A 14,900-nucleotide genomic window follows, 5' to 3' on the forward strand; every position below is an offset into this window, starting at 1 on the left:
TAAAATTTGGAAAATTTGGCTTTTATCTTAAATTTTTTAATTTTTGTGATTTTGGTTTATATGTTTTTGCGTATGAAAAAATCTGGCGCAAACGCCCCTAAAACGGAGATTAGCACGGATATTACGCGCCTAAAAAGCATAGGCGAGCTAAGCGTGTTTAAAATTTATTCCAAAGAGATTGTTACGCGCAAAGAAAATGTCGCTGACGGCTTCTTTGGCTCGCTAGTTTCGCCACTGATGACGAAAAAACAGATTGCCATAATTTTTGAGTTTGAGATAGATTTCGTCTATGATTTGCTAAGTCCTGAATTTAGCATAATTCCGCGTGGCGAGGACAAATACGAGATCAAAATGCCACCTTGCAAATACAAATATTCGATTAAGGATATGAAAATTTACGACGAGCAAAATTCAAAACTTTTGCCGTTTTTGCTGCCTGATTCGCTAAATGGTATTTTTGGGTCGAGCTTTGATGAGAGCGACAAAAACCGCCTAATCGACGACGCGAAAAACGAGGTTAAGGCACTCTCGCTTAAAATCATAAACGATTTAGGGGGCAAAATCCACAAATCCGCAACCGACACACTTGAAACCATAGCAAAAAGTTTTGGCGCCAAAGAAATCGGCTTTGTCTTCCAAGACAAGGCATTAGAGACAATCGATATCAATCCAAGCGATATTTCTATCGCAAGCTCGCTAAAATCGCAAATCGAAGAGAAATAAGGGCGAGCGTTGCAGGCTTACGAGGCGCTGTTTAAGCTGTATTTTTCGTATTATACGAGCTTTAAGCGCAAAATTTACGCTAAATTCGAGCGATTTATCACTCCGATTCGCCTAAGCAGGGAGAAAAAACGGCTCAAAGCCAAGGGCTATTTCGTGCCAGATGAGCTTTGGGCGGGCTTTTTTGGCGAATTTAGCTTTTGCAAATGCTTTATCATAAAAAAAATCCTTTTTCCGAATTTTTACGCTATCAAAAACAGCTCCAAATGGCAGATACAAAACGCGCAAATCGCCTTTAAAATCGGGGTTTTTGCATACGATGAGATAGCGTGGATTTTCATACCGCAAAGCTATGATAAAACGAAAAAAAATGATTTGGAAATGGTGCTAGATTTGCTAGCAAAATTTCCGCAAATTCGCTACGAAAAGCTGGAAGAGGGCATTAAAATTTTCGGATATGAATTTTAGGCTAAAATTTGGCCTCAGTTAGCTTAGCATGGATATCGCCGAAAAACAAAACATCTTTTAAAATCACATTTTCTGCGATTTCTTGGCGATTTAGCGAGAGGTAGAGTTCGCCCTTTTTGCTAGAAAAAATCTTTTGATTTATAAAAACGATAAATGGGTTCGAGCTCGTCTGCAAGGCATTTTGGATAGCTTTGGCGTGTTTGCCACGCGGGATTTGCACATCTATGCGCCCAGTTTCGTTTTTGGCTCCGGCTGCGGTTATGAAAAACATATCACCTTTGTGCGGAATTTTGCCAAAATTAAAAAACACGCTTAGCAGGTCGTTTGTCGCAAAATATGGCAAAATTTTGTCGCTACTAGGACGCAAATCGCCGTTTTCGCCCTTAAATTTCTGCTCTCTAATGCGTTTGTTGTTGTAATCAAATGTGAAAATTTGGCGCGTGTTTATGGTTTTTTTGCCCTTTTTGCGCTCGACTTCGTGGCGATAAATTTTGGGTTTTAAAATCTCGCCCACAACGCTTCCTTTGGAGTAAAATTTCTCCCTTCTATCCCCGCTTAGCGAGCCAGCGATCCCATAAGCTCTCGCATTTAGCGTGATTTCGTAGGTTTTAGCTGTTTTGACTAATTTAGCATCAGCATGCCCCACGACGCCAAAAACGCCGTAAGAAATATCGTAGTGCGCCTCGATAGTTTCGCCAAACACTGCGCCGAAAAAGAAAAAAAGAAATGCTAAAACTCTCATAAGCTAGCCAAAATTTGATTTACGATTTGTTCTGGATTTTGCGCTTGATAAATCGGGCGACCAACCACGATAAAATCGGCGTTTGCGCTTTTAGCGTCGCTTAAATTTGCCACGCGCGCTTGATCGTTTGCGCTCTCGCCAAAAGGTCGTACGCCAGGGCAAAGCGTGATAAATTCGTCGCTTGTGGCATTTTTAATCGCGTTTGATTCAAAAACCGAGCAGACCATGCCATCTAGCCCACACTCATGCGCAAAACGCGAAAATTTCACCACGCTTGGCGCAATTTCATCGTTGTAAATTTCGCTAAATTCGCTCTCGTTAAAGCTTGTCAGAGCCGATACGCCAAGCACGAGCGGGCGGGTATTTAGCGCGTCTAAGCGGTTCATAACCTCGCTCATAGCGCGCTTTCCAGCGCTTGCGTGCAGGTTTATCATATCTACGCCAAGACCTGCGACGACCTGCGCGGCGTCAGCCATGGTGTTTGGGATATCGTAAAATTTAAGATCTAAGAAAATTTTAAAATTTGCGATTTTTTTGAGTTCTTCGATAAATTTTGCCCCGTCTCGCAGATACGAGCGCAGGCCGACTTTGAGCCAAATTTGATCCCCAAATTGCGCTAAATTCGCACTCAAAGCTAAATTTTGTTCTTTGCTAGCCATATCTAAGGCTACGCAAAGCTTCATTTTACGACCTTAATAGCGTCTAAAACGCCGTTTATTAGCTTCGAGGACGCGCCAAGCTCCTTGGCTGCGGTTACGGCTTCGTTTATGATGATACCAGCGTCTGTATCACTGAAACGCAACTCATACGCGCCAAGTCGCAAAATAGCGCGCTCAACCGCCGAAATTTCATGCAGTTTAAATTCCTTCAAATACTCGTTTAAAAGCGCGTCAATTGTCTCTGTATTATCGCGCACGCTGTGAAGCAGGCCCAGCGTCCAGTTTCTCTGCTCGTTTCTAATCTTTTTTTCTTCTAAATACTCGTTTTCAAACTCGGGCTTTTCTTCGTTCATATCTTTTGCGTAAAGTAGCGAAATCACCGCCAATCGCGCTTGGTGTCTTGTCGCCATGATTACGCCTTTATTTCGCGAAATAAGCTTAGCATTTCGATTACGCCTGTCATCGCTTCAAAGCCCTTGTTGCCGGCTTTTGAGCCTGCGCGCTCAATCGCTTGCTCGATAGTATCTGTGGTGAGCACGCCAAAGGTAACTGGCGCGCCGTGGCGAAGCATGGTGTTTGCGATACCCTTGCTGACCTCTGCGCTGACATAGTCAAAATGCGGTGTGCTGCCTCTGATGACTGCGCCTACGCAGACGACGGCGTCGTATTTTTTCGATAAAAGTGCCTTTTCTAGGGCGAGCGGGATTTCAAATGCGCCAGGGACTAGCATTAGGCTTAAATTTTCCTCTTTGCCGCCATGTCGCAAAAATGCGTCGTGAGCGCCTTCTACTAGGCGATCTGTGATGATGTGGTTAAATCTGGCGTTGATGATTAGGATTTTTTCATCGCCGTTTAGGGTCAAATTTCCTTCGATAATGTTCATTTTATATCCTTTAAATTTCAAAATTCGCTAAGTTTAGCCAAATTAGGCAAAATTTTTAATAAATTTATAAATTTCAATTAAAGGATAAAATTTATCTTTTGTTTAAGAGAGTTTTGTATCATAGAGGATAATTTTTTAAAGGAGAGAATATGTTTAAACTTAGAAATTTACCTTTCGAGGCAGAGAAAAACGCCGTAGTGAGCGCAAAAACCTGTGAGTATCACCATGGCAAACACCACGCAACTTATGTGGCAAATTTGAATAAAATGACCGAAAGTGGCGAGTTTGCGGGCAAGGGGCTTTATGATATCGTAATGAACGCTACTGGCGGGGTTTTTAACAACGCGGCGCAGGTGTATAACCACGACTTTTATTGGGATTGTATCGCAAAAGTTAGCGAGCCAAGCGAGGCGCTAAAATCGGCATTGGCTGAAAATTTCGCTGATTTTAAAGCTGAGTTTATCGCGGCAGCGACGGCTCACTTTGGCTCTGGCTGGGTGTGGCTAGTGTGCGATCCATCTACTAAAAAGCTTTCGATTGTCGCTACGAAAAACGCCGACACACCTGCGCGCGATGGGCTTGTGCCGCTTCTAGTAGTCGATGTGTGGGAGCACGCATACTATATCGATGTTTGCAATGCGCGCCCAGCATATTTGGAGAAATTTTATGCTGGAATCAACTGGGAGTTCGTATCAAGTGCCTACGAGTGGGCTCTGAAAGAGGGTATGGGCTCGGTGAAATTCTACATAGATGAGCTTCACGGCAACGACTGATTTTGATTTCGCTTCTTATTTTGCGCGTGGATTTACTGCGCGCAAATCTTTAAAATTTCCATTATTTTTGCTGGGTTTTTTATGCCGTTTTCGTTTTCTACTTTACTATTAATATCGAGGCAAAATGGCTTTATTTTTAGGGCGTTTGCGAGGTTTTGCGCGCCGATACCGCCTGCTAGGATAAATGGAATTTGCAGATTTTTTAGCATTTTCCACTCGAAGCTTTCGCCGTTTCCGCCCATTTTTTCGCCTTTGTAATCAAATAAAATTTTGTCATAGTTTAAATTTTTTAAATTTGGAATTTTATCTTTTACGCGCACGACCTGCCACGCTTCGACACCCAAATTTGCTAAATTTTGCTTTAAATTTGGCGAAATTTCTTTATAAATTTGCGCCACGCTTAAATTTACAAATTTGCAAATTTGCAAAATTTCATCATCGCTCGTATCGGTAAAAACGCCGACGCTTTTGCGACCAAATTCACTCACCAAATTTGAAATTTCTTTTGCTATTTCGGGCGTTACTTTTCGCTTGCTCTGGGCAAAAATTAAACCCAAAAAATCCACTCTAACGCCATTAAAATCGCACTCTAAAACGCTTTTTGCTTCGGCTAAATTTTTAATCCCGCAAATTTTGATTTTTGGTTTTATAGTGCCCATTTTCACGCCTTTTTGACGATATACAGATACTCTGTTACATGCAAATTTCGGTTTCGCAAATTTCTACTTGCACGATACGCAGGGTATTTTATCTCGATTTTTCCCACTTTACCGATGAGAGCTAGGTTTTTTAAAAACTCATCTTCGCTGATGAAGCCTTCTGAGTTGAACGAGATTATCAAATATTTTGCTCTAAATTCAGCCAAAAGCGTGAAAAATTCATCTGCGGCACGAGATTTTTTGTTGTAGTTTGAGCGGTTCCAGCCGTTTGGGATACCGCTAACTTCGCTTAAATCCCCTAAATTTGGAGCTTTAAAATCAGCGATTAAATTTAGCATAAAATAATTCGAGCCGTAAGGGTGCTGGTTATACGGCGGGTCAAAATACGCTATATCCACGCTTGGAGCAAGTTTGCTAAACTCGTAAGCATCATTTTGGAAAACCTGAAAATCGCTTGTGAAATTTGAAAAAACTGGCATTGGAAGTGAAATCTCGCCCAAAATGCGAGATAGCGCGTTTTCGCCGCTGCCGCCAAATTTTCCCACGCCGTTTTTGTCCTTGTAAAAGCCCTTAAAAACGCCGCCTGTGTTTGAGTGGATAGAAGCTTCGCTTAGAAGTGGAGCGATGAAATATTTTTGAAACTCATTTGGAATTTGGCTAATCGCCGTGCGTAGTCCCCCCAAAATAAGGGCGTTTTGGCGTGAGTAAAAAACCCTTTCGCCTTTTTTGATTTTTTCATCGTCTTTTGGCGCATAAAGTTCGCTGATAAAGCTTTCACGCGGCTTAAAATTCGTTAAAATCATGCTGTGAAATTTAGCTAAATTTGCTTTCAATTCAGGCGTTAAATTCTCCAAATAACACGAATTTATGATGAACGAGTATTTTTCCAAATCATTTGCCAAAACCAAATTTGAGTGCGCTTTGGCAAATCTCGCCACCACGCCGCTGCCACTAAAAACATCGGCAAAAGCGATTTTTTCGGCGCCCAAATTTGCCTTAATGTCCGTTATAACGCCATTTATCGCCCCCAAAAGTGAGCGTTTGTTTCCCAAATAGCTAATAAGTTGTTCGCCCAGATAGCTTTCGTTTTCTTTTTGCATTTAATAAACTCATTTCTATATTAAAATTGTATTATACACGCAAATCGCTTAAATATAAAGATTTTTACAGACTATTTAAGGTATAATTAAAGTCCATTTTATAGTTGCAAAGTAATTAAAGTGAGCCTTTATGAAACAAATTGAAAAATCTACCGGACAAATATACACGCCAGAATTTATAGTAAGAAATATATTAGATTTGTGTAATTATTACGGCAAAGATATTTTAAAAAAGCATATTATAGATAATAGTTGCGGACAAGGTGCTTTTTTATGTGAAATAGTTCTTAGATATTGCAACGAAGCGATAAAAAATCAAACAAATACAAAAAAAATAAAAGATGATTTAGAACAATATATTCACGGTATCGAAATAGACAAAAATAACTATAAATTTTGTATCTGTAACCTTGATAATATAGTGGAAAAATTCGGTATATCAAATGTCAAATGGGACATAATCTGCGCCGATACCTTGCAAATAGAAAAATTTGATAATAAAATGGATTTTGTTGTCGGAAATCCACCTTATGTTAGAATTCATAATTTAAACAACTTAAATGAAATCAAAGAATTTAAATTTGCTAAAAAGGGTATGACGGATTTATTTATCGTATTTTACGAAATTGGTATCAAAATGCTAAATAATAGTGGCGTATTAGGCTATATTACCCCAAGCTCTATTTTTAATAGCTCGGCTGGTGTGGAAATTCGCAGTTTTTTAGCTTCAAACAAACTAATATCAAAAGTAGTTGATTTAAAGCATTTTCAGGCTTTTAATGCTACGACTTATACAGCCATAATGATTTTGGATAAAAAAAATCAAAACGAAAAAATAGAATATTATGAATATGATGAAAAAAAATTGCTACCAAAATTTGTAGATAATATCGCATTGCAGGATTGCTATTTATCTGAAAATTTTTATTTTTCAAAAAAAGAAAAATTGAAAAATTTCAAACAAATTTTATCAAATAAAAAACAGAGTGATATTAGTATAAAAAATGGTTATGCTACACTATGCGATAGCGTATTTATTTTCGATAGTCCCAAATTTGATAAATTTATAATACCAGTTATCAAGGCTTCAAAAGGCATTATGCAATATATTTTTTATCCGTATAATAAAAAAGGAAAACTTATATCAGAACAAGAACTTTCATCAGATAATAAAATATATCGATATTTATCCGAACAAAAAGAGAGATTGTTAAAAAGAGCGAACGAAAAAAAGAGTGAAAATTTTTGGTTTGCCTTTGGGCGTAGCCAAGCGATAAATGATACTTACAAAGATAAATTAACCATAAATTCGTTGATACGAAATAAAAACGATATAAAATTTACTCTTGCACCTAGCGGATATGGCGTATATGGCGGACTTTATATAACTAGCGAAAAAATAAATTTTGATGATATTCAAAACACGCTATCAAGTAATGATTTTATAAATTTTGTGGAATTACTTGGGAAATATAAAAGTGGCGGTTATTATACTTTTTCATCAAAAGATGTAAAAGCTTACTTGGATTACAAATTTGCAAATTAGGAGTTTTAGATGAATAATGTGGAATTTTTGGAAATTATAAAAAATTCTTTTAAAATTTTTTTAAATTTAGAAAGTGAAAAGTTTGGGAAAGGTTCTAGGAGTAATGAAAAATTAAAACCTTTACATGGGCAAATAGCAAAAGATTTGCAAGAATATTTGGGCAAAACTTTCAAAATAAAATCTCTCGGATATGGCAATGGAAAAGAGAGTAAAATATTTGGTAGATATTATGAAAAAACCGTTGATATTTCAATAACAAAAAATAAAAAAGATGTGGCAAGTTATGGTATAAAATTTGTAATGCAAAATTATTCTCAAAATAGCAATAATTACTTTGAAAATATGCTTGGTGAAACAGCAAACATAAGGACAAATAAAATTCCATATTTTCAAATTTTTATTATTTTTGAGAAAGTTCCGCATTATGATGATAAGAAAGCCTTTAAAAACTATGATATTATTTCACAACATAATTTAGACAAATATATAAAACTATCGCAAGATAATGCCGATATTTATTTTCATACGCCAAATAAAATGCTTTTTGTTGTCGTAAAATTAAAAGAAAAAGAAGAAAATTATAAATTCAAAGATAAAAATGAGTATATTGAATTTTACAAAAGCATAATTAATGATAAAAATTTAATGCAATATAGCAATAAAATATCAGATAATTTTGATAATGGCGTAATTTTAAATGATTACGAAAATTTCTTAGAAAGAACTTGTTCGCTGATTACTGGAAGTTTAAAATAGTGTATAAAATTCTCGGATTTTATAAATTTCATCCGAGAATTTAAATTTATTTTTTGGAAATTTACCCAAAATTCTTAATATAATTTTGATAAAATTCCCACACTTTGCCGCTATCAATGGCGTTTTCGATTATCTCTTTGGCCTCGGTTGGGCTTTTGGCAAAGTCAGCTGCATACAAAGCAAACATCGCATTTAGCACGACTATGTCGCGTTTAGATCCCTTTAACTCGCCTTTAATCGTGCTTTTAAAAATTTCAGCATTAAATTTACTATCCCCGCCCTCGATGTCGGTGTGAAAGGCGCGGTTAAAGCCAAATTGCTCAGGCGTGATTTTATACTCGATGATTTTCTCGCCCCGCACTTCATGCACGAGCGTCTCGTCGCACAGCGTGATCTCGTCCATGCCGTCCATGCCATGCACGACTAGGGCGTGCTTTCGACCTAGTTTTTGCAGAGTTTGCGCTATAAGCTCATTTACTTCTTCGTGGTAGTTGCCTACGACTTGGTTCGAAAGGGTCAAATTTGGATTTAGCAAAGGTCCTAAAATATTAAAGAAAGTGCCGATTTTAAGGCGAGTTCGTGCTTCTTTGACTTCGGCTGTAACCTTGTGAAAAAACGGCGCATGGAAAAACGCCAAATTTGTCTTATCCATAAGCGCTCTAAGTTCGCCAAGATCGCTATTTAACGGCACTCCTAAGGCTTCAAAGATATTGCTCGATCCGCTCTTGCTTGATACTGCGCTGTTGCCGTGTTTGCCGACCCTGACGCCAAGAGAAGCGAGTATAAACGCGCAGGTCGTGGAGATATTTATCGTTTTTAGCGCGTCTCCGCCGGTGCCTACGATGTCAAGCATAGCTCTTTCGTCGCTGTAAGTTTTGGAGTATTTCAAAACGCTTCGCACAAGCGCGCTTAGACTATCAGGGTAGAGCGATTTTTCGCTAATTAGCACGAGCAAACCAGCTAGTTGGACAATGTCATAATCCTTTGCCATAACGGCACTAAAAATCTCTTCATAATCGCCACTTTCAAGCGGATAGCCCTTTTGTAGCTTTATCATAAATGGGGCGAAATTGCTCATTTTTTTCTCCTGTGTTTTTGGTTTGTTTAAATTTACAAAATTTTCAATGATTTTTTTGCCATACTGCGTGAAATAGCTCTCAGGGTGAAACTGAATGCCGTAAATTTCGCGCTCTTTGTGCTTCATCGCCATTATGACGCCATCTTCGCTCACGGCTGAAATCTCCAAACACTCAGGCAATTCATCTACATAAAGCGAGTGATAACGCATAACTTCAAATTTAGCTGGAAGTCCAGCTAAAACAGCATTTTCGCCCACTACGCGAATTTCGCTAGTTTTGCCGTGTTTTGGCACTTCTAGCGTTTTTATTTTCGCACCAAAGCTTAATCCTATGGCTTGATGACCAAGACACACGCCAAGAATCGGAATGCCTAAATTTGCCTTTAAAATTTCTAGGCAAATTCCGCTGTCTTTTGGGTGTTTTGGACCAGGGCTTAAAATAATTTTGCTTGGCGATAAAAATTTAATCGCTTCAAGCGTGATTTCATCATTTCGTTTGCAAACTATTTCTTCATCAGTAGTTTCAAGCACATATTGATATATGTTAAATACGAAACTATCGTAATTATCAATCATTAAAATCATTGCATTTCCTTGCAGGTTTTTTCAAAAATTTTTAGGCAAGATTTGCGTTTGTTGCAGATTTCGGCGTATTCGTTTTCAAACACGCTATCAAACACCTGCCCGTATCCTGCGCCCACGAAAATATCACTAAATTCAGGGTTTGCCCTGTCGCGCACGAAAATCGCAGAACGGATTAAAATCGCCATTTGCAAATCACCGTTAAAATGCCAAAACCCAATCCCGCCGCCGTAAATCCCACGCGCGTGGCTTTCTAATTCGTTTATAATTTGCATAGCGCGAATTTTTGGGCTTCCGCTAAGTGTGCCGGCAGGAAAAACCACACCCAAAACATCAAAATTATCCTTGCTTTCATCTTTTACGCCACGCACATCGCTGACGATATGCATAACGCTTTCAAAAAACTGCACATGGGCTAAATTTCGCACTTTCACGCTTCCTTTTTTGGCAAATTTGCCAATGTCGTTTCGCGCCAAATCAACTAGCATTTTATGTTCGCTCATCTCTTTTTCATCGCCAAGTAACTCATTTTTTAGGGCTTCATCTTCGTTTGCGTCCTTGCCACGAGGTCTAGTTCCTGCTATGGGAGCGACAAAAATTTCGTTATTTCTGATTTGAAGCACGAGCTCAGGGGAGCTTCCAGCTACCACGCCGTAAGGTGTCGGGAAAAAATACATATAGTGGCTTGGATTTTGGCGTTTTAAAATTTCATAAAACTCCAAAGGGTCTAAATTCGAATAAATTTGCAGTGTTTGAGACGGCACGACCTGAAAAATATCGCCACTTTTGATATACTCTTTTGCTTTTTTAAAAATACGCTCGGCGTCGCTTTTTTCGGCGTTTAAATCGGTTTTGATTTTATAGAGTTTTTCAAAATTTGACGCAGTATCGCTGGAATTTTCCAAATTTTCAAAATATTTTCCTTCGCCATAAAAGCTGTAAATTTTGCTTTGTTTGTCGTAGTGCAAATACGCCCTTGCGTTAGCGTAAAAATATGTCGGAAAATCATAAAGGCGTGGCTTAATATCGCCAAGTCGTTCAAATTTATAAACCGCTTCGTAGCTTAGCACTCCAAAAAGCCCTGCAAATTCGCAAATTTGCGTGGTGTTTTGTAGGGCAAATTTGAGCTTATCTAAGTCATCGCCTTGCAAATATTCGCAGTCAATGCCGATGATGATTTGCCCGCCGTCTTCGGCGAGATAGGAATTTGGAAACCTAGATAAAATATTTTTGAAATAAAAAATCGGATCTTTTAAAAACATGTGCCCTCTTTGTATTTTTTTGTAACTTAAATTATAGTAAAATGGGCTTAAATTTTGTATAAGGATTGTGATGAAAGTTCTGTTTTCGCCAAGCGAGATGAAGTCGAAAATCGGCTCGGATAAAATTTTGGATTTGTCAAATTTCGAATTTTGCGATGAGAGTGGGGTGCGAGAAAACGCTGTCAAAGAGTATGCAAAATTTGTCGCAAATGCTAGTGAAGCGGAGTTGGCTAAGCTTTTTGGGCTTAAACAAATTGATGAAAGTTTGCGGGAGAGTATCTTTAAAAAAGGCTGTGTGAGCGCATTGGAGCGTTACACTGGCGTGGCGTATGAGGCACTAGCTTACGCTAAGCTTGAAAATACTGCGCGCGAATTTTTGGGCGCCAATGTGATAATTTTTTCAAATCTTTTTGGGCCGATTTTGGGGCGCGACCAGCTCCCTGAATACAAGCTTAAACAAGGCGAGAAATTCGCTGGGCTTGATTTGCCAAAAATTTATAGGGAAAATTTTAGCGCGAAAATTGATGAAATTTTGGAGAGCGAAGTGGGGAACGGCGAGTGCGTGGTGGATCTGCGCGCTGGGTTTTATGAGAAATTTTACGAGTTAAAAGTCCCGCATCTAAGCTTTAAATTTATCAAAAATGGCAAGGTGCTCAGTCACTACGCCAAGGCGTATCGCGGGAAAGTATTACGCGAAATCGCACGAAATTTAGCCAAAACCGAACGAGAAATTTTAAATTTAAATTTTAGTGGTGTAAAATTAGCCGAAATCAGAGAAATTTCGCTTAAAAAAGAGATAGTTTTGGAAATTTGCGAAAACTAAGGGGAGAAAATGCTTTTTATAATACCATTTTTAGGGATTTTGGTAGGTTGTATTTCCGGGTTTTTCGGCATTGGTGGCGGCACAATCGTCGTGCCGATAATGATGGCGCTAGGATATGATATCAAAGAAGCCGTGGGGATTTCGATTTTGCAAATGCTTTTTAGCGCGATTTTTGGGTCATATCTAAACTACAAAGCAGGCAAACTCCGCCTCGATAGTGGCGTGATTGTGGGGCTTGGCGGACTTTGTGGCGCGTCGCTTTCTGGCTTCATCGTCGCAAATGTGGCTTCAATCGTCCTAGAAATCGGACTTTTGCTGACTTTGACAATCGCGTTTTGCAGGGTTTTGATGACAAATGTCGAAAATCAAGCTCCCAAAGAACCAGCCAAAATTTTGCTTTTTGCCGTAGGCTTTGCAATCGGCGCAATCGCCATTAGTATGGGCGTTGGCGGGGCGATTTTTTTGACGCCTATTTTGGTGGGATTTTTAGGCGTGGATATCAAAAAAGCCGTATCAATGGGGCTATTTTTCGTGATTTTTAGCTCGTTTAGCGGATTTTTAAGCATGGCGTATAATGGCAATGTGCAGTATTTAGAGGGCGTGTTAATGGGGCTTGGTGGCCTTGTGGGCGTGTATTTTGGCACGAAGATTTCGCACAAAGTGGCTAAAAGCACGCAGAAAAAATGCCTTTTGGTGATGTATGTGGTGATGTTTTTGTTGGCCCTTAAAAAGACGCTCGGGGTTGATTTTGGGATTTTGTAAAATTTCGGAATTTTAAAATTTGGCGAAATTTTGCTTTTAAGTGTCATTGCGAGGAAGCGCGAAGTGGCTTCCGAAGCAATCTACAAAGCTCAAATTAAAAGCAGAGTAAATGGCAAAATTCTGCGAAATTTAAATTTCATAGCTACTTTTGGTGGTAAAAATAAATTTCTCATAAAATTACTTCAATTTTTAAATTTACCTAATTGTTTGCCAAACAAATTAGTGAATATATTTCGTTTTTTTATCTCTTTTATCATCTTTTGAAATTTCAAATTTAGTGACAAATAAAAGTAAAATTAACCACTCCAAAAACATACAAATAAAAGATAATAAAAACCAAGAAAATACAAAAATAAACACGGAAATCAACCAATATGTATCAAAATTTTCATCTATATATATTGCAAATCCAATAGAAAAAAATATACAAAAAAGAGCATAAAAAGTTTCGACTATATTTGATAAAAAATTGCAAAATTTTATATTTGATATTTCATATATTGTTCCACAATTTTTGCATTTTATATACTCATCGAATTTAAAAGTAAATAAATTTTGCAATTTATTTACTTTTTCGTTACAAACTTCGCATTGTTTATACATTATTTTACTTAAAACGCGACTTTGTTTATCAATGCGATACCGCACAAAACAAGCACGATTGGCACATAGATAAATTTGCCGATATAATACCAGGCGTTTGAGTATGTTTTAGCCGAGCCTGTGTTGATTTCGTCCAAAAGCTCGTCCTTGCGCAAAATCCAAAACCACGAAATCGCGCCCAAAACCGCGCCGATTGGGATTATATAGATAGATACTAGATCCATCCACGGACCCCAGTTGTGTAGATGAACTTCGTAAAATGTGGTCGCTGGGTTTGTGTCGCTTGGCGCGATTGTCTCCATATTTACGCCGATTCCGAAGCAGACCACACACAAAATCACCAAAACCAAAGCCCTATTTAAGCTTGGAAATTTATGCAAAAGCGACTCAGTTACGGCCTCGAACATATTTTGCAAAGATGAAATTCCACCAAAAATAACTGCTGTGAATAAAATAATCGCAAAAATTCCGCCACCTGGCATGTCTTGCAAAATTTTTGGCAGTGTTACGAAAAGCAGTCCAGGGCCCGCTGTTTGGTCCTCGCCGTAAGCAAAAAGCGCAGGTATCATTACCAAAGCCGCCACAAAAGCAGCGATTGTGTCGAAAAATGCGGTTTTTTTCGCCGCATCGACGATATCCTCGTCCTTGTGCAGATACGCGCCATATACGAGCATTCCTGAGCCTGTGATAGAGAGCGAAAAGAGCGCTTGTCCCATGGCCGTGATCCAGACATTGGCATCGCTTAGCTTGCTCCAATCCGCGCTAAACATAAATTTATACCCAGCCCCAGCTCCGTCTAAAAGTGCCACGCGCACCGCTAAAATGGCAAAAAGCACGAAAAATAGTGGCATCATGATTTTGTTTGTGCGCTCGATACTTTTCGCGCCCAAAAATATGCTAAAAAGCGTGCCGGCAACGATGATGAAGTGAAATGGCACCACAGAATATGGCGTGAAGGCAAACGAGCCAAACCAAGTCGATGTATCCACGCTCATAAGTGATCCGTTGAGCGCCTGAAATAGGGCTTTTAGCACATAAGCAATGATGACAGCGTATCCGATAGCGATACACATCGACCCTGCTAGTGGAAGCCAGCCTAAAATTTTGCCAATGAAGCCTAAATTTCGCGATTTCCACGCAAGCTCATAAGAGCCAAGAGTGCCAGTTTTGGCCCGTCTGCCGATAGCGTATTCGGCTGAGAGCGCGACATAGGCAAAAAGTGCGATGAAAAAAATGTAAATGAGTAAAAACGCGCCACCGCCGTTGGCACCGAGTTTATACGGGAAGCCCCAGACATTGGCCATGCCCACAGCCGAGCCGACACAGGCTAAAATAAAAGCCCAACGAGATGAAAAAATTTTATTTTTGCTCATTATGGTTTCCTTTTTGCGAAAAATTCAGGGATTATAGCAAATTTAAAATTTAATTAATTTAAATTTTGATTAAGATTTAAAATTCGGTTAAGCGAAAATTTAAGAGAGAAA

At 38.8% G+C, this 14,900-nt stretch carries 17 protein-coding genes; 7 read left to right on the forward strand and 10 right to left on the reverse strand.

Translation table 11 applies throughout. The features are described 5' to 3' along the window. Positions 1 to 6: 6 nt before the first annotated feature. Entirely contained in the window at positions 7 to 723 is a 717-nt protein-coding gene (locus OFO10_RS07160; protein WP_270866660.1) for a DUF4230 domain-containing protein, read from the forward strand. 9 nt (positions 724 to 732) lie between these two features. Beyond that, positions 733 to 1,188: a hypothetical protein gene (locus OFO10_RS07165; RefSeq protein ID WP_270866661.1), complete on the forward strand. Its 456-nt coding sequence runs from the start codon at positions 733 to 735 to the stop codon at positions 1,186 to 1,188. A gap of 1 nt (position 1,189) precedes the next feature. Here OFO10_RS07165 and OFO10_RS07170 read toward each other — a convergent pair whose 3' ends face one another. From OFO10_RS07170 to ribH, 4 genes are read right to left on the reverse strand one after another with little or no spacing between them, the layout of a single operon-like run. After that, positions 1,190 to 1,930 carry a DUF3108 domain-containing protein gene (locus tag OFO10_RS07170; protein ID WP_270866662.1) on the reverse strand — a complete coding sequence of 247 codons (741 nt, stop codon included), beginning with the start codon at positions 1,928 to 1,930 and terminating at the stop codon, positions 1,190 to 1,192. Beyond that, on the reverse strand, positions 1,927 to 2,613 hold the full coding sequence (gene pyrF, locus OFO10_RS07175) for an orotidine-5'-phosphate decarboxylase (protein WP_270866663.1): 687 nt from the start codon (positions 2,611 to 2,613) through the stop codon (positions 1,927 to 1,929). Before pyrF ends, OFO10_RS07170 begins: the two co-directional genes overlap by 4 nt. After that, positions 2,610 to 2,999 (reverse strand): transcription antitermination factor NusB, encoded by a 390-nt coding sequence (nusB, locus tag OFO10_RS07180; RefSeq protein ID WP_270866664.1) that lies wholly within the window; start codon positions 2,997 to 2,999, stop codon positions 2,610 to 2,612. The genes pyrF and nusB overlap by 4 nt, the downstream gene beginning before the upstream one ends. 2 nt (positions 3,000 to 3,001) lie before the next feature. Then, positions 3,002 to 3,472: a 6,7-dimethyl-8-ribityllumazine synthase gene (ribH, locus tag OFO10_RS07185; protein WP_270865282.1), complete on the reverse strand. Its 471-nt coding sequence runs from the start codon at positions 3,470 to 3,472 to the stop codon at positions 3,002 to 3,004. 149 nt (positions 3,473 to 3,621) lie between these two features. On the opposite strand from ribH, the gene sodB reads away from it, so the two are divergent. Next, on the forward strand, positions 3,622 to 4,245 hold the full coding sequence (gene sodB / locus OFO10_RS07190) for a superoxide dismutase [Fe] (RefSeq protein WP_270858153.1): 624 nt from the start codon (positions 3,622 to 3,624) through the stop codon (positions 4,243 to 4,245). Positions 4,246 to 4,277: 32 nt separating this feature from the next. Here the strand turns inward: sodB and OFO10_RS07195 are convergent, their stop codons facing one another. Together OFO10_RS07195 and OFO10_RS07200 are read right to left on the reverse strand one after the other, a co-directional pair. Next, a complete protein-coding gene (locus tag OFO10_RS07195) occupies positions 4,278 to 4,904 on the reverse strand; it encodes a phosphoribosylanthranilate isomerase (RefSeq protein ID WP_270866665.1) in 627 nt (208 codons plus the stop codon). A 2-nt stretch (positions 4,905 to 4,906) separates the two neighbouring features. After that, positions 4,907 to 6,004 (reverse strand): DNA adenine methylase, encoded by a 1,098-nt coding sequence (locus OFO10_RS07200; RefSeq protein ID WP_270866666.1) that lies wholly within the window; start codon positions 6,002 to 6,004, stop codon positions 4,907 to 4,909. Positions 6,005 to 6,134: 130 nt separating this feature from the next. On the opposite strand from OFO10_RS07200, the gene OFO10_RS07205 reads away from it, so the two are divergent. Both OFO10_RS07205 and OFO10_RS07210 read left to right on the forward strand, forming a co-directional pair. Continuing rightward, the gene (locus tag OFO10_RS07205; protein ID WP_270866667.1) at positions 6,135 to 7,550 is read left to right on the forward strand and encodes an HsdM family class I SAM-dependent methyltransferase; all 1,416 of its coding nucleotides are present in this window, start codon (positions 6,135 to 6,137) and stop codon (positions 7,548 to 7,550) included. 9 nt (positions 7,551 to 7,559) lie between these two features. Further along, positions 7,560 to 8,306: a hypothetical protein gene (locus tag OFO10_RS07210; RefSeq protein WP_270866668.1), complete on the forward strand. Its 747-nt coding sequence runs from the start codon at positions 7,560 to 7,562 to the stop codon at positions 8,304 to 8,306. Between the two features lie 61 nt (positions 8,307 to 8,367). On the opposite strand, the gene trpD is transcribed toward OFO10_RS07210, so the two are convergent. Further along, positions 8,368 to 9,969 (reverse strand): anthranilate phosphoribosyltransferase, encoded by a 1,602-nt coding sequence (trpD, locus tag OFO10_RS07215; RefSeq protein ID WP_270866669.1) that lies wholly within the window; start codon positions 9,967 to 9,969, stop codon positions 8,368 to 8,370. Further along, positions 9,966 to 11,228 carry an anthranilate synthase component I family protein gene (locus OFO10_RS07220; protein ID WP_270866670.1) on the reverse strand — a complete coding sequence of 421 codons (1,263 nt, stop codon included), beginning with the start codon at positions 11,226 to 11,228 and terminating at the stop codon, positions 9,966 to 9,968. Before OFO10_RS07220 ends, trpD begins: the two co-directional genes overlap by 4 nt. Before the next feature lie 70 nt (positions 11,229 to 11,298). Between OFO10_RS07220 and OFO10_RS07225 the strand changes: the two genes are divergently transcribed. Further along, on the forward strand, positions 11,299 to 12,051 hold the full coding sequence (locus OFO10_RS07225; RefSeq protein WP_270866671.1) for a YaaA family protein: 753 nt from the start codon (positions 11,299 to 11,301) through the stop codon (positions 12,049 to 12,051). A 9-nt stretch (positions 12,052 to 12,060) separates the two neighbouring features. Continuing rightward, positions 12,061 to 12,813 carry a sulfite exporter TauE/SafE family protein gene (locus OFO10_RS07230; protein ID WP_270862611.1) on the forward strand — a complete coding sequence of 251 codons (753 nt, stop codon included), beginning with the start codon at positions 12,061 to 12,063 and terminating at the stop codon, positions 12,811 to 12,813. A 219-nt stretch (positions 12,814 to 13,032) separates the two neighbouring features. Here the strand turns inward: OFO10_RS07230 and OFO10_RS07235 are convergent, their stop codons facing one another. Beyond that, complete coding sequence (locus tag OFO10_RS07235; protein WP_270866672.1) at positions 13,033 to 13,416, reverse strand: hypothetical protein; 384 nt, start codon at positions 13,414 to 13,416, stop codon at positions 13,033 to 13,035. 8 nt (positions 13,417 to 13,424) lie between these two features. Further along, a complete protein-coding gene (locus tag OFO10_RS07240) occupies positions 13,425 to 14,789 on the reverse strand; it encodes a sodium-dependent transporter (protein ID WP_270858143.1) in 1,365 nt (454 codons plus the stop codon). Between the last annotated feature and the right edge of the window lie 111 nt (positions 14,790 to 14,900).

This window comes from Campylobacter sp. VBCF_06 NA8 (genome assembly GCF_027737825.1).
Taxonomy (GTDB): Bacteria; Campylobacterota; Campylobacteria; order Campylobacterales; family Campylobacteraceae; genus Campylobacter_B.

Coding starts and splice junctions, on each gene's coding strand:
- OFO10_RS07170 (WP_270866662.1), bottom strand. CDS start 1,930: ATGAGAGTTTTAGCATTTCTTTTTTTCTTTTTCGGCGCAGTGTTTGGC.
- pyrF (WP_270866663.1), bottom strand. CDS start 2,613: ATGAAGCTTTGCGTAGCCTTAGATATGGCTAGCAAAGAACAAAATTTA.
- nusB (WP_270866664.1), bottom strand. CDS start 2,999: ATGGCGACAAGACACCAAGCGCGATTGGCGGTGATTTCGCTACTTTAC.
- ribH (WP_270865282.1), bottom strand. CDS start 3,472: ATGAACATTATCGAAGGAAATTTGACCCTAAACGGCGATGAAAAAATC.
- sodB (WP_270858153.1), top strand. CDS start 3,622: ATGTTTAAACTTAGAAATTTACCTTTCGAGGCAGAGAAAAACGCCGTA.
- OFO10_RS07195 (WP_270866665.1), bottom strand. CDS start 4,904: ATGGGCACTATAAAACCAAAAATCAAAATTTGCGGGATTAAAAATTTA.
- OFO10_RS07200 (WP_270866666.1), bottom strand. CDS start 6,004: ATGCAAAAAGAAAACGAAAGCTATCTGGGCGAACAACTTATTAGCTAT.
- OFO10_RS07205 (WP_270866667.1), top strand. CDS start 6,135: ATGAAACAAATTGAAAAATCTACCGGACAAATATACACGCCAGAATTT.
- OFO10_RS07210 (WP_270866668.1), top strand. CDS start 7,560: ATGAATAATGTGGAATTTTTGGAAATTATAAAAAATTCTTTTAAAATT.
- trpD (WP_270866669.1), bottom strand. CDS start 9,969: ATGATTTTAATGATTGATAATTACGATAGTTTCGTATTTAACATATAT.
- OFO10_RS07220 (WP_270866670.1), bottom strand. CDS start 11,228: ATGTTTTTAAAAGATCCGATTTTTTATTTCAAAAATATTTTATCTAGG.
- OFO10_RS07225 (WP_270866671.1), top strand. CDS start 11,299: ATGAAAGTTCTGTTTTCGCCAAGCGAGATGAAGTCGAAAATCGGCTCG.
- OFO10_RS07230 (WP_270862611.1), top strand. CDS start 12,061: ATGCTTTTTATAATACCATTTTTAGGGATTTTGGTAGGTTGTATTTCC.
- OFO10_RS07235 (WP_270866672.1), bottom strand. CDS start 13,416: ATGTATAAACAATGCGAAGTTTGTAACGAAAAAGTAAATAAATTGCAA.
- OFO10_RS07240 (WP_270858143.1), bottom strand. CDS start 14,789: ATGAGCAAAAATAAAATTTTTTCATCTCGTTGGGCTTTTATTTTAGCC.